This window comes from uncultured Kriegella sp. (assembly GCF_963975415.1).
GTDB lineage: Bacteria > Bacteroidota > Bacteroidia > Flavobacteriales > Flavobacteriaceae > Kriegella.
Genome location: NZ_CAXBGN010000002.1, coordinates 573,149 through 587,294, shown reverse-complemented (window position 1 = coordinate 587,294; position 14,146 = coordinate 573,149). Strand labels below are relative to the sequence as shown.

At 39.3% G+C, this 14,146-nt stretch carries 14 protein-coding genes; 9 read left to right on the top strand and 5 right to left on the bottom strand.

Features of this window, described 5'->3' with window-relative positions; genetic code table 11:
• Window positions 1-6 precede the first annotated feature (6 nt).
• Window positions 7-615, top strand: coding sequence for a superoxide dismutase (locus AACZ88_RS06395; protein WP_339707885.1), 609 nt, complete (start codon window positions 7-9; stop codon window positions 613-615).
• Window positions 616-1,648: 1,033 nt separating this feature from the next.
• Here AACZ88_RS06395 and AACZ88_RS06390 read toward each other — a convergent pair.
• The 5 genes from AACZ88_RS06390 to AACZ88_RS06370 all read right to left on the bottom strand — a co-directional run bounded on the left by AACZ88_RS06390 (window position 1,649) and on the right by AACZ88_RS06370 (window position 7,191).
• Window positions 1,649-3,547, bottom strand: a complete 1,899-nt coding sequence (locus tag AACZ88_RS06390) for an amidophosphoribosyltransferase (protein ID WP_339707882.1) — start codon at window positions 3,545-3,547, stop codon at window positions 1,649-1,651.
• Between the two features lie 45 nt (window positions 3,548-3,592).
• Window positions 3,593-4,519, bottom strand: coding sequence for a PfkB family carbohydrate kinase (locus AACZ88_RS06385; RefSeq protein ID WP_339707879.1), 927 nt, complete (start codon window positions 4,517-4,519; stop codon window positions 3,593-3,595).
• 282 nt (window positions 4,520-4,801) lie between these two features.
• Complete coding sequence (locus AACZ88_RS06380; RefSeq protein WP_339707876.1) at window positions 4,802-5,815, bottom strand: hypothetical protein; 1,014 nt, start codon at window positions 5,813-5,815, stop codon at window positions 4,802-4,804.
• A gap of 165 nt (window positions 5,816-5,980) precedes the next feature.
• On the bottom strand, window positions 5,981-6,619 hold the full coding sequence (locus AACZ88_RS06375; RefSeq protein ID WP_339707873.1) for a ribonuclease H family protein: 639 nt from the start codon (window positions 6,617-6,619) through the stop codon (window positions 5,981-5,983).
• Window positions 6,619-7,191, bottom strand: coding sequence for a phosphoribosylglycinamide formyltransferase (locus AACZ88_RS06370; RefSeq protein ID WP_339707870.1), 573 nt, complete (start codon window positions 7,189-7,191; stop codon window positions 6,619-6,621). Before AACZ88_RS06370 ends, AACZ88_RS06375 begins: the two co-directional genes overlap by 1 nt.
• Window positions 7,192-7,355: 164 nt before the next feature.
• On the opposite strand from AACZ88_RS06370, the gene AACZ88_RS06365 reads away from it, so the two are divergent.
• The 8 genes from AACZ88_RS06365 (at window position 7,356) to AACZ88_RS06330 (ending at window position 14,018) form a co-directional block, all read left to right on the top strand.
• The gene (locus AACZ88_RS06365) at window positions 7,356-7,589 is read left to right on the top strand and encodes an acyl carrier protein (protein WP_010519573.1); all 234 of its coding nucleotides are present in this window, start codon (window positions 7,356-7,358) and stop codon (window positions 7,587-7,589) included.
• Between the two features lie 107 nt (window positions 7,590-7,696).
• Window positions 7,697-8,947, top strand: coding sequence for a beta-ketoacyl-ACP synthase II (gene fabF, locus AACZ88_RS06360; RefSeq protein WP_339707850.1), 1,251 nt, complete (start codon window positions 7,697-7,699; stop codon window positions 8,945-8,947).
• 8 nt (window positions 8,948-8,955) lie between these two features.
• Complete coding sequence (gene rnc, locus AACZ88_RS06355) at window positions 8,956-9,699, top strand: ribonuclease III (protein ID WP_339707846.1); 744 nt, start codon at window positions 8,956-8,958, stop codon at window positions 9,697-9,699.
• Between the two features lie 106 nt (window positions 9,700-9,805).
• Window positions 9,806-10,270, top strand: a complete 465-nt coding sequence (locus tag AACZ88_RS06350; RefSeq protein ID WP_339707843.1) for an IPExxxVDY family protein — start codon at window positions 9,806-9,808, stop codon at window positions 10,268-10,270.
• A 4-nt stretch (window positions 10,271-10,274) separates the two neighbouring features.
• Complete coding sequence (pyk, locus tag AACZ88_RS06345) at window positions 10,275-11,717, top strand: pyruvate kinase (protein WP_339707840.1); 1,443 nt, start codon at window positions 10,275-10,277, stop codon at window positions 11,715-11,717.
• A 129-nt stretch (window positions 11,718-11,846) separates the two neighbouring features.
• Complete coding sequence (locus AACZ88_RS06340) at window positions 11,847-12,698, top strand: helix-turn-helix domain-containing protein (protein ID WP_339707837.1); 852 nt, start codon at window positions 11,847-11,849, stop codon at window positions 12,696-12,698.
• A gap of 310 nt (window positions 12,699-13,008) precedes the next feature.
• Window positions 13,009-13,557, top strand: a complete 549-nt coding sequence (locus AACZ88_RS06335; RefSeq protein ID WP_339707834.1) for a carboxymuconolactone decarboxylase family protein — start codon at window positions 13,009-13,011, stop codon at window positions 13,555-13,557.
• An 80-nt stretch (window positions 13,558-13,637) separates the two neighbouring features.
• Window positions 13,638-14,018, top strand: coding sequence for a plastocyanin/azurin family copper-binding protein (locus tag AACZ88_RS06330; protein ID WP_339707832.1), 381 nt, complete (start codon window positions 13,638-13,640; stop codon window positions 14,016-14,018).
• Window positions 14,019-14,146: the final 128 nt, after the last annotated feature.

Sequence of the window (14,146 nt, the reverse complement as noted above, 5' to 3'; positions counted from 1 at the left end):
ATAATTATGGCTTTTGAATTACCAAAATTACCCTATGCCTATGATGCATTGGAACCACATATTGATGCAAGAACTATGGAAATACATCATACGAAGCATCACAATGGATATACTACTAAACTGAACGGTGCTATTGCCGGAACCGATTTGGAAGGTAAATCGATAGACGCTATTTTGACTGGTTTAGATATGTCGAACGGAGCTGTTCGAAACAATGGAGGTGGTTTTTACAACCACTCCCTGTTTTGGGAAATCATGTCTCCTAATGGTGGTGGTGCTCCTTCCGGGGCGTTGGCCGATGCCATCAACGAAGCTTTTGGTTCGTTCGAAAGCTTTAAAGACGAGTTTAGTGGAGCGGCAGGCACCCGTTTTGGATCTGGGTGGGCATGGCTTTGTGTGCATAAAGGAGGTAAATTGGAAATTTGTTCCACTCCTAATCAAGATAATCCGCTAATGCCTGACACAGGTTGTGCCGGGCATCCTATTTTAGGTTTAGATGTATGGGAACATGCATATTACCTCAATTATCAGAACCGACGACCTGATTATGTCAATGCATTTTTTAATGTTATCAATTGGGACAAGGTTTCTGAATTGTATGAAGAAAACAAATAAAAGTAGAATTGAAACTTTTTTGTGGGAAGGTGCTCAAGTTTTTTGAGCACCTTTTTTTATTGGGTAATACGATCCTCGCTAAATGATGATCATTCGAAAGACTGTATTGCTATTGCGGTTTTGGGTTTCTGGGAAAAATACGATGAGAGTTTTAAACCGAATTGTATTGACTAAGAGTGGGTTATAAATAGAAAAGGGCGGAGAAATCTCCACCCTTTTCGTCCCAAATCTTACCATAAACTTAACCTACTTATGCTATGGCAATGCTAAATTACTGGTATTACGGGAAATAAAAAAGGAATTTTAAGAAATTTTATGTGGTTAACCCTAAAAAAAAGATGGTTCTCTTTATTGAAAAGTGAGGAAAACCTTGTTAATTAATGGAAGTAGAAAAATAAAAAGACGGGGCAACACCCCGTCTTTTTCCCCAAATCTTACCATGAACTTAACCTACTTATGCTATGGTCCTCCAAAAATAATACGAAGAAGGCCCAGGGAAAAAAGTTTTAGATGAACACCCTAATCTATGGTTGAAAGGTAATTGATGGAAAGCTTAGTAATGAGGGAATACGAGCTACGAGTAAATAGGAAATAGGTGCAAAATAAAAAGACGGAGCGCTGCCCCGTCTTTTCCCCAAATCTTACCATGAACTTAACCTACTTATGCTATGGTCCTCCAAAAATAGGGCATTCTACGCGCTTTCATAAATTTCTTTGTTGAAAGACACATTCCTTTGTTGAACGGTTCGCCAAGGAATTTAAAAAGAAGAAAAGTTCAATTTGTATTTTTAGTATTTGATAATTTGGTCAAAGGGAAGTAGGTGCTTAAACCATTTTCTTTAACGGCAGATGTCTAAAATAAAAAAGGTGGAGAAGTCTCCACCTTTTTTGCCCCAAATCTTACCATGAACTTAACCTACTTATGCTATGGCAAGCTCAAAAATAATGGTGTTAAATTCGTTGCGCCTATAAACCCGATAAAAGGCATGGATTATCGATAAAGTGTAAGAATTTCCGACTAGGAACAAAAATGTTAGTAGGCTCGTTCGTTTTTTCCCTCATAAAAATTGATAAAGGCTTTATTGACAACCCGATTTCCACCAGGGGTGGGGTAGTTACCGGTAAAATACCAATCTCCCAAATTCTTAGGACAAGCAAGGTGCAGATTTTCAATGGTTTGATAAATAATTTGTACTTCTGACTTTATATCAGCCGGACTTAAAAGTTCACCAATTTTCTTAGAAATTTCTAAGGCCGAGAAAGGAGCATAAAATTCTTTAACATAATTGATGACATCTTGGTCCTTTGAGTTTACTTGTTCTAGACATTTTTGGTATATCTTATCGATATGTTGTTGGGTCCCATTTTCTTGATGCAAGGCTAATGCCGCCCTAAAAGCAATAAAATCTTCAAGTTTGGCCATATCGATACCATAACAATCTGGGTATCGAATCTGAGGAGCCGATGATACGACAATTATTTTTTTCGTATCCAATCGATCTAGTATTTTAAGAATACTTTTCTTTAGGGTCGTGCCGCGTACAATGCTATCATCGATGATAACCAGATTGTCACCTTTCTTCACTGACCCATAGGTGATGTCGTAAACATGTGCCACTAGGTCGTCACGACTGCTGTCTTGGGTAATGAACGTACGTAGTTTGGCATCTTTAATAGCCACTTTTTCAATACGGGGGCGTACTTCTAGTATTTCATGAAGTTGCTCGCTGGTGATTTGAGAACCTATGGCAAGTATTTGTTCTTCTTTCTTCTTGTTCAAATAGTTTTGTGCCTCTTTCACCATACCGAAAAACGACGTTTCGGCAGTATTTGGAATGTACGAGAAAACTGTATTTTTTATATCGTTGTCTATGGAATTCAATATCTGGGGGAAAAGAAGTTTTCCTAACTCTTTGCGTTCTTGATAGATTTCTTTGTCACTCCCTCGAGAAAAATAGATGCGTTCAAAAGAGCAAGCTTTGCGTTCTACCGGTTCGAGTATCTGATTAAAGGTAACATTGCCATTTTTTTTGATGATGATGGCATGACCTGGTTCCAGTTCTTTGATTTCTTCATATTTGACATTAAAGACGGTCTGTATCGCTGGTCTTTCCGATGCTACCACAACCACTTCATCGTCTTTGTAATAATAGGTAGGTCTGATACCGACCGGATCTCTGAGGACAAAGGCGTCACCGTGGCCCAATAAACCGGCCATAGCATAACCGCCGTCCCAGTTTTTGGCAGCACGCCTAAGAATCTTAGCTACCTTTAGTCGGTCGGCAATTATAGGCGAAGCCTCTTGTTTGGTATGACCCTCTTTTTTAATTTGCTTGTATAGTTTAGCAACGGCATCATCAAGAAAATGACCTATCTTTTCCATTACGGTCACTGTATCAGCCATTTCTTTAGGGTGCTGCCCTAATTGCACCAGATTGTCGAAAAGTTCATGCACATTGGTCATGTTAAAATTACCCGCGACAATAATGTTGCGATGCATCCAGTTATTTTGCCTGAGAAACGGGTGTACACTTTCAATGCTGTTCTTGCCAAATGTACCATACCTTACATGACCGAGTAAAACTTCGCCGATATAGGGAATGTTTTTCTTCTGTAGCGCAACATTCTCTTTGTATTCGGGGTGCTCTACAAAAGCCTTGTTGACACGTTCGTTTATTTGGGCGAAAATGTCTTGAATTGGTTGCTTTTCGATTGAACGTACCCTACTCATATAGCGCTCACCCGCTGTCATATCCAACTTAATACTGGCAAAGCCCGCACCATCTTGGCCACGATTGTGCTGCTTTTCCATCATCAAGTACATTTTATTGACCCCGTAAAAGGCGGTGCCATACTTTTCTTTGTAGTATTCCAAAGGCTTTAACAACCGTATCACTGAGATTCCACATTCGTGCTTAATAGCGTCGCTCATTTTTCTATAGTAAATTAAAAAAGCCCCGATTTATCAGGGCATATATTATTGTAATTCAATATCAAATTGTGTCAAGGCCTTAAATTGATGCAGCCTTTTGTCAATTTCTTTTCTATCTAGCTCTTGCATCCGTTCGGTACCGAAACGTTCAACACAAAAGGAAGCCAAGTTCGACCCATGGATAACGGCATTCTTTAAATTATTAAATGATATGTTATCGGTTGCTGCCAGATACCCTGCAAAACCACCTGCGAAGGTGTCTCCGGCGCCGGTCGGGTCAAAAACCTCTTCTAAGGGGAGTGCGGGCGCAAAAAACACCTTTTCTTTATGAAAAAGCAGTGCCCCGTGCTCACCTTTCTTTATTACTACATATTTCGGACCCATTTGTTGTATTTCGGCCGCAGCCTTAACTAAGGAGTATTCCCCGGTCAGCTGTCGGGCCTCCTCATCATTAATGGTGATTACATCTATATGTTGAATGACTTTCTTTAATTCGTCCAAACTATTGTCCATCCAAAAGTTCATGGTATCCAATATGATTAACTTTGGTCGTTTTTTCATTTGGTTTATTACACTTAATTGAATGTTTGGGTGTAAGTTTCCGAGCATAACGACTTCGGCATCATTATAATTTTCAGGAACAACAGGGTCGAAATCAGCCAAAACATTAAGTTCCGTTGCCAAGGTATCCCGAGTATTCATGTCATTGTGATACTTGCCTTTCCAAAAAAATGTTTTTCCACCCTTTACTATTTTAAGGCCAGAAATATCAATGTTCTTAGATTTTAGAAGTTTAAGGTAATCGGAAGGAAAATCGTCTCCAACGACTGAAACAATAGCCGAATCCAATCCGAACTGTGCAGCTGCGAGACCAATAAAAGTAGCTGCGCCGCCCAAAATCTTATCTGTTTTCCCAAAGGGAGTTTCAATGGCATCAAAAGCAACTGTGCCAACAATCAAAAGCTTGCCCATCTCGTTTTAGAAATTTGTTGCAAATATAGGGTTTTGCTTTGCGAATTGCGAGCAGGCTTGCCATCAATTTCGTAGGAATCGTTTGAATGTAGCAGAAAATCTTTTAACGGTCGGCCTAAAAATTTAATAGCCAATATTTTGTGTACTAGGAACGATTTTTTAAAACAAATTTGGTTTATCAAAATAGGGGTCCCTCTTGACTTTTTTGAGAATTCAAAAAAATGAGGAAACTTTAATTTGGTCGTTGCTTTGAACTATCTGAGTACAATGGATAGCTCTTTGCTAGTTGTTTTCTAGGGTAATGTCAACTGAAACAGGTTGATGGTCAGATGCATGCGGGTATTCCGACCATATATAGCCGTTTTGCATCTTTTTAATTATCTGCCCGTTCGAGGTCCATCCCAACCTATTTTTTGAGTAGAGTATGTGGTCAAGCCACACATAATGGTAGTTGTAATTGAAGTTGAAAATCGGATCGGCGAATCGCGTTGTGCTAATATCCAACTTTTGTTCCGTGTCATAAATGGCATTGCCCAGTATAAATTGGGGTTTCCAGATATCGCCCATTAATTTTTCGATGCCACTACCAAGAATTTTCTTTTCACTTACATCGTATCCCGGTCCATCGTTGACATCGCCGCAAACTATCAATGGAATGTTCTTTGTTTCTTCATTGGTCAAGTAGGGTTCTATAAAATCAGTTCTTAGATGTACGGCACTGGCAAATATTTTGCGACGGTTCGAGATTGATTTCTCCCACCATTTTCCCCATTCCAGTAAATCAAAGATTCCTTTGCTTTTTAAATGAAGGCCTAAAATGCGAAAACGTTCGCCATTTTTTAGTTTTACTTCTGAATAGAGCGGTTTTCTTTCATATTTATATATTTCGATGATTCCGTCGTTTTCGTTGTCGAGTTGAAAATCATCGAAAACAACATTGTTCACCGTATTGTAATTGGTTATCGGGTTTTGATTGTCGAATTTGTCAGTATCCGTACGTATAGCGATGCCAATACATTGCGTAGCTCCTTTTGTGGCCTGTATATAGGTGCTCCACGTTCCGGCAACATCCTCATCAAAAAAGAGTTGAAGCTCTTTTGTGCGATTAGGGCCTTCTATGATTACAATTATTTCGGGTTGTAACTCATTGATTACCCCGGCAAGGTCTTTTCGTCTTTCGAGTACCGTTGTGCTTTTCGAATGTTGGGGTTTATGGTCATCAGGGTGAAAATTGCCATCTCCATCGAATAAATCGTTCATCCATTCCATGTTCCAACAAAGAAGTTTAATAGTCATAATAAGTGAATTTTATGGGTCAATACTGCGAGGAAATGAATATATCAAAAATAATCAAGACTGTAGGAATCTACATCGACAATTGTTTTGCAAAGGTATGCCATAGATTGGTTTTTGTGACTGAGTTGATCGCAGGTGTCTTTGTAAGAAGTCGAACAAGACTATTTATTTTCTACCAAAGTCGGCTGGAATTTCGCCCCAAGCTTTGGTTTCCCATTTTACGACCGGTGTATCGTATGTGTTGTTTTCAAGCCAAAAGATGGCTCTTCTTACCATATCGAAGATTACTTTGTTTTTTTGGGTTTCCTTAAGTTTGGTATTGCAGATTTTCTTACGAACCCAACTCATTGCCGTGCGAGAATCGGTGTAAATGATTCTATCGCTTTTGCGTTCTTTTAAAAAGGCAAGTCCATGTACGATGGCTAAAAACTCGCCTATATTATTGGTGCCTTCTACGAAGGGCCCCTGTTTGAATAATTTCTTTCCTGTTTTGGTGTCTACCCCTTGATATTCCATAATTCCCGGATTACCGCTTGATGCCGCATCGACTGCAATGGAATGATAGTTAGGTCGACCGATTGCAAGTATTTGTTCAGGTGATAGCAAGAGTTCGCCCTTTTTCTTTCCCTTGTAATCATCATAATTGCCGTTGTATGCTTTTTTTGCGCTTTCAAAGGTTGCAAAAGATTTATATTGGGCGCCTTTATGGCCTGAAATAGCAGCCTTGCAATCTTTCCAAGTGGTGTAGATTCCAGGTCGTTTCCCCTTCCAGACGGTATAAAACTTCGCTTTTTTTTGAGCCATTATTTTTTAGGTGCTAACAATTTTTCCAAGGTTCGAGGAAAATGTTCGTACTCTAACCTATGTACTTTCTCGGCAATCATTTCTGGTGAATCCCCGGGCAAAACAATGGTCTTCGCCTGATGAATGATGGCCCCTTCATCATAATTCTCGTTAACGTAATGAATGGTTATGCCTGTCTCATAATCCTGATTTTCCTTGACAGCTTTATGCACATTCATGCCGTACATGCCTTTTCCTCCATATTTTGGTAGTAAGGCGGGATGAATATTAACGATTGTTTCTGGAAAGTTTTCTAAAATATTTTTTGGCATTTTCCATAAAAAGCCGGCTAGTACAATGAGATCTGGATTGAATGAGCGCACTACTTCAAGCACACAATCTGAACCATAAAATGCTTGTCTGTTGAAATATAATGCATTGATTTTTAATCGATTGCATCGATCTATGACCTTGGCGTCTTTTTTGTTGGTGAGTACGCCGGCAATGGTCACATTGGGCTTGTGGTGAAAATAATTCACTATATTTTCGACATTGGAGCCGGAGCCCGAGGCAAATAGAAGGATGCTTTTCATGGTGTGGAGGGCATTACTAAAATGGAGAATGATTTCTTGGGCTAAAATACCATTCTTGAATTTAAATTTCTTAAATTACCAGACATTTTAACGACAAATGGTGTTATTCATCCAAAGTTTTTTATTTTTGCCATCAATTTAAAATTTTTAAAACCAATATTATTATGTCAGACATTGCATCAAGAGTAAAAGCTATCATCGTTGATAAATTGGGTGTTGATGAGAACGAAGTAGTGCCAGAAGCTAGCTTTACCAACGACCTAGGGGCAGATTCATTGGATACCGTAGAGTTGATTATGGAATTCGAGAAAGAATTTGATATTCAAATTCCAGATGATCAAGCTGAGAATATCGCAACTGTTGGCCAGGCCATAAGTTATATAGAAGAAGCGAAGTAATTTTATGATTTCTTGAATAAGATCTAAAATTATCCATGTGGTAACAGTATCGCATGGATAATTTTTTTAATTTACGCTAGGCTTAAGATTAATCAAAATTTGATTTAATGCAATTAAAGCGAGTTGTAGTTACTGGTTTGGGTGCTTTAACGCCCATAGGTAACAATATTGAAGAGTATTGGAACGGTTTGGTAAACGGCAAAAGCGGCTCTGCGCCGGTCACGTATTACGACACCGAAAAGTTTAAGGTGAAATTTGCCTGCGAACTAAAAAATTATTCGCCAGAAGACCATTTCGATAGAAAAGAGGCCCGTAAACTTGATCGTTTTGCGCAATATGCCTTGGTCTCTTCTGATGAAGCCATTAAAGATTCTGGAATTGATTTAGACGTCGTCGATAAATTTCGTGTAGGCGTTATTTGGGGTGCCGGTATAGGCGGACTCGAAACCTTTCAGAACGAAGTAATGAACTTTGCGCAAGGCGATGGTACACCACGATTCAATCCCTTCTTTATTCCTAAGATGATTGCGGATATTGCACCAGGTCACATCTCTATAAAGCATGGCTTTATGGGACCTAACTATACTACAGTGTCAGCTTGTGCTTCAGCCGCGAATGCAATGATCGACGCTTTGAATTACATACGTTTGGGACATTGCGACGTTATTGTGACCGGAGGAAGTGAGGCGGCGGTTACTATTGCGGGGATGGGCGGATTTGGAGCCATGCATGCCTTGTCAACAAGAAATGAAAGTCCTGAAACGGCCTCACGGCCTTTTGATGCTACCCGTGATGGTTTTGTGTTAGGCGAAGGTGCGGGAGCTTTGATACTGGAAGAATATGAACATGCGAAGGCCCGAGGTGCAAGAATTTATGCCGAGGTTGTGGGAGGCGGACTCTCAAGTGATGCACACCACATGACAGCTCCTCACCCTGATGGAATCGGGGTAGTTCAGGTAATGAAGAACTGCTTAAGGGATGCAGGGTTAAAGCCGGAAGATGTCGATACGATAAACACACATGGTACTTCTACCCCGTTGGGTGATGTAGCCGAATTGAAGGCTATTTCGCAGGTGTTCGGAGACCATGCTCCCGATATTAATATCAATTCGACTAAATCTATGACCGGGCACTTATTGGGTGCCGCCGGTGCCATAGAAGCTATTGCCTCGATATTAGCCATGGAACACGGAATTGTTCCGCCAACAATCAATCATACTACGGTCGACGAAAATATTGACCCCAAATTAAATTTGACACTGAACAAGGCTCAAAAACGCGATGTCAAAGTAGCGATGAGTAATACATTTGGGTTTGGCGGACATAATGCCTGTGTCGTCTTTAAGAAAATCAGTTAAGTTTACTAATGAATTTTACTTCCAAAATATTCAATTCCCATTCGAAAGAGGATGGGGATTTTTTTTTGGGAATAAAAGCAATTCTAGGATTTAAGCCCAAAAACCTGAATATTTACAAGAAAGCCTTTTTGCATCGTTCAATGAACAAGAGAGACAAAGAAGGCACTCCTATGAACTATGAGCGGCTCGAATTTTTAGGCGATTCTATGTTGGGTACCATTATTTCGAAGCATTTATATGCAGCGGTTCCTGAAGGAGATGAGGGTTATCTTACCAAGATGCGTTCAAAAATTGTAAGTAGAAAGCATCTCAATGAATTGGGCAAGGACCTTCAACTCATAAAATTTGTAGAAAGTAGAATTCCTAAATCCCATTTTGGAGATAATATTCACGGTAATGTTTTTGAGGCATTGGTCGGTGCAATTTATCTGGATCGGGGTTATCAATATTGTGAAAAGTTCATTAATGAGCGGGTCATTGAACCTTATGTTGATATCGAACAATTGGAAGGTAAGGTTATCAGTTATAAAAGCTTGATAATTGAATGGTGCCAGAAACAGAAAAAAACCTTCAACTTCAATGTTTACGAAGACACCGGCAATGATGTGGTCAAGCATTTTGCCGTTAAATTATCGATTGGGGGCAATGTGGTTGCGAAGGCCAGGGCGACGTCTAAGAAGAAGGCAGAAGAGAAGGCTTCGAAAAGGGCATATTTTGCACTACAAGATAGAATGAGCAAGTCTAAAGCTTAGCTCTCATACTAACTATAACGTTTTAGTAATATAGCTATCATCTCAAACCTGATATCGTATTAGGCTTTGTTGGTTATAACTCCTATATTTACGCTTTTGTACGACCATGGTTGCAGTACACAAGATTTCGGAAGATTTTTATGAAATCTCTTTTATTTTAATTGCGATGCATTGTAGTTTGGAAGACCATGCAATGGCTTATGAACTCAATAAATGTTTAAAATTAAATTTTAAAAGGTGTGCTAAGGATTTAGACCTGAAAACAAATGTTTCTTTTCCCGTTTTTGAATGGAACGATGATGTGAAAGAAGAGTATTGGGTCCTAGTCGCAAACAAAAGTCAAAAAGAAAAAAATGGAGTGCGAACAGATCTTTTTCAAGATGAACCGTTATACTCAACCGACTATTTGATTCCGGAGCACAAAGAAGTTGATTACTTTTTGAAAATAGAACAAGATGCTATAGCGATGGGAGGAAATCTCCTCAAATCCATTCTTTCCATACCAAAGGTCGTTTTAGCCTATAATGTGGATACCGAAAATCTAAAATCTAAAAATAATTTAATTTTTTAATTCAATGCCAAGTATAAAAAAGACAAAGATAGTTGCCACATTAGGCCCGGCCACTAGCAAAAAAGAGGTGCTAAAAAAAATGGTCGAAGCCGGTGTTGATGTCTTCCGGATTAATTTTTCGCATGCCGATTATGATGACGTTGCCGAGCGAATAAAAATGATACGTGAACTTAATGAAGAACTGGAGACAAATACTTCGATTCTTGCCGATTTACAGGGGCCCAAACTTCGGGTAGGGGTAATGGCCGGTGAAGTAGTCGTGTCACCAGGTGATGAAATCACATTTGTTACAGGGAAACCGTTCGAGGGTACCAACGAAAAGGTATATATGAACTATGACACTTTTCCAAAAGACGTGAAAGCCGGGGAGCGCATCTTATTGGATGACGGAAAACTAATGTTTCAGGTGCTTTCGACCAACGGTAAAGACGAAGTACGGGCGAAAGTAATCCAAGGAGGGCCCTTGAAATCTAAAAAAGGGGTGAATTTACCCAATACGAACATTTCGTTGCCGGCGTTGACTGAAAAAGATATAAAGGATGCAATTTTTGCCATATCCCAAGATGTCGATTGGATCGCACTGTCTTTTGTGCGTTTTAGCCAAGACCTTATAGACCTTCAGAGCATAATCAAAGAACACTCAGAGCATAAGATTCCGATTATTGCGAAAATTGAGAAACCCGAAGCTGTCGAAAATATCGATAAGATTGTTGCTTATTGTGACGGTTTGATGGTGGCAAGGGGAGATTTAGGTGTAGAAGTGCCCGCACAAGAAGTTCCTTTGATACAAAAGCAATTGGTACTGCGAGCCAAAAAGGCAAGAATTCCGGTTATCATCGCTACACAGATGATGGAAACTATGATCACCAGTCTTACCCCGACAAGGGCCGAGGTAAACGATGTAGCTAACTCCGTAATGGACGGCGCTGATGCCGTAATGCTTTCCGGTGAGACTTCAGTGGGTAATTATCCTGTTCAGGTTATTGAAAAAATGTCAAGTATCTTACAAAGTGTTGAAGGATCTGAATTAATTCAAGTACCACATGATCCACCACACATTAGAACCAAGCGGTACATTACCAAATCGGTTTGCTATCACGCGGCAATAATGGCTAATGAAATTCAGGCCAAGGCCATATCAACATTGACCAATAGTGGTTATACGGCCTTTCAAATATCCGCTTGGCGGCCCAGCGCCCATATTTTGGTGTTCACCTCGAACAAAAGAATATTAACGCAGTTGAGCTTGCTTTGGGGGGTAAAGGCATTCTTTTATGATAAGTATGTTTCAACCGATGAGACTATCGAAGATGTAAACGGAATTGCTTGTAAAAAAGGATATTTAGAGGTTGGCGATATGCTTATTAGTCTTGCTGCCATGCCGATAAAAGAAAAAGGAATGGTAAACACGCTAAGGGTTACCGAAATAGAGAGCTGTAGTTTTTAGCATACACTTGGAATAGAATTAATAAAGACCGATTTTATACTTTCACATGAAATCGGTCTTTTTTATGCAGGTATATTGTAAGTGCCGGCGTATAAATAAGACTAATAGGCTTCACCTATTCTATTCGCTATGAAGTTCGAATTTCATGATGCTAAAATTGGTTCCCTTTTTGCGCTGACCGATGATATTAAAGTCAATGAAAATCGATTTTCCTACACTAAAGGGAATATTACTATTGTTTGGAACAGGAACACGGTGCCCGTGCGGCTTGAGGTTGATGATCTAGAGGTAGTTTTGTTTCCTGGGCAGTTGCTCACCACCACGTATTTGCAACACGTATCCTACAAAAAAACGGAGCAGCCTTTAACTGCCTTCTTGTTCAACAGGGAGTTTTACTGCATTGTGGATCATGATAGTGAGGTGTCGTGTAATGGGATACTCTTTTTTGGCACTCAAGACCTTCCTATTATACAAATACCGGTCGATCAAGAACGAAAGTTTAATACACTATACGAAGTCTTCGTTGACGAGTTTTCTACGCCCCGTGATAATATTCAGGGTGATATGCTACAAATGCTATTAAAACGATTGATTATTATCTGCACGCGTTTGGCAAAGCAACAGCTAATCGTCAAAAATCTTGATAATGACCAAATAGATATCATACGAAGGTTCAATGTCTTGGTAGACACAAATTTTAAGTCTAAACGCAAAGTTGGCGATTATGCCGATATGCTGTTTAAAAGCCCCAAAACTCTTTCCAATCTATTTGCCATATATAACCAGAAGACACCGCAACAAATAATTTTAGAGCGGGTGGCCTTGGAAGCAAAAAGACTCATCAGTTTTAGCGATAAGCAAAATCAAGAAATTGCTTTTGAATTAGGGTTCAATGATCCTGCACATTTTAGTCGTTTTTTCAAGAAAATGACCTCCTACTCCCCTACAGAATTCCGGGCAATCAGCACAATTTCGTCCTAAAGGGAAATTTGTACAAGCCTTCGGGAAATTCTTCATAACGTCTGGTTTGATTTCTGCTTCATCTTTGCAGTGTAATTAAAACAATACCAGATGAAAACAAAGCATATATCCATTTTCAACCTCATTGAAATTTTCCGGACACCCAAAAGACCGGTTCGGAATACTATCAGTTCAGAAACACATTGTGCACAAAAGCACCATCACGATTTCTATTGTAATGCTAAAGGCCAATATGTAAATACAAACAAAAATCCGAGTATATAATCAGACCATCCTTACATAAGGAAAAGGTCATAAATAGTTGAAAGTTATGAGCAAATTTAATGTACCCACAAGAGAAGAAGTAAGTGTAAAAAACCAAGGTATTTTTGACAATTTAGAAAAGGCGGTCGGTTTTGTGCCCAATCTATATGCCACCTACGCCTATAGTGAAAATGCTTTGGAGAATTATTTAAATCTTAGCGGAGCCAAAACTTCATTAAGCAACAAAGAAAAAGAAGTAGTGAACCTTGCTGTAAGCCAAGTAAATAACTGTACATATTGTTTGGCAGCGCATACGGCTATTGGTAAGATGAACGGTTTTAATGATGGTGAAATTTTAGAGTTGCGAACAGGAAAAGCCTCTTTTGATTCTAAACTGAATGCTTTGGCTGCCCTAGCAAAGAACATTACTGAAAATAGAGGCGCTACTGATAGTACCATTGTCGAAGCCTTTTTTAATGAGGGGTGGACAAAGGAACAGCTGATAGACACTATAGTTTTGGTCGGTGACAAAACCATATCGAACTATATTCATAAAACAACAGATGTACCCGTCGACTTTCCTGCTGCCCAGCCTTTAGAAGCTATCGAAGCATAACTGTAAATGGCAGTTCGATCATTAGTATTGACTTGACATTCAGTAAAAAATCCATAATTCAAAAAAATAAAAAGCAAATCATGAAAAAAGTAATCGTAGTAGCAACACTAATATTTGGGGCGGTATTTTCAATAAACGCTCAAGATAAACAAACTTCCGAGATTATTTCTTTGGAGCAAACCCCGGGTGAGTTTACCCAAAAAGAAATTACGGTTTCCCCCGGAACCTATGTTTTCGCAATTCACAATAACGAAGTCGGGCACGATGTCGGTTTTGTATTGGTAGAAAAAGGAAAGGATGTCAGTAAACCTGAAAATCATATTCAAACAGCCTATGTAACAAAAGCTGTTGCCAATGGAAAAACCCAACGTTCAAAACCCACGGTTCTGAAGACAGGAACATATTTATACTTCTGTCCACTAAACCCGACCGCTATAGATAATGAATTGGTTGTGAAATAAGCACGTTATATTTAGTGTTTAAAAGCCTTAAAGGTCTATTGACCTTTAAGGCTTTTTTTTGGAATTAGTGCCGATTAGTTAGTAATTTAACGAGGTGAAAATGGGGTCGAGTACGAACTCAAGATAAG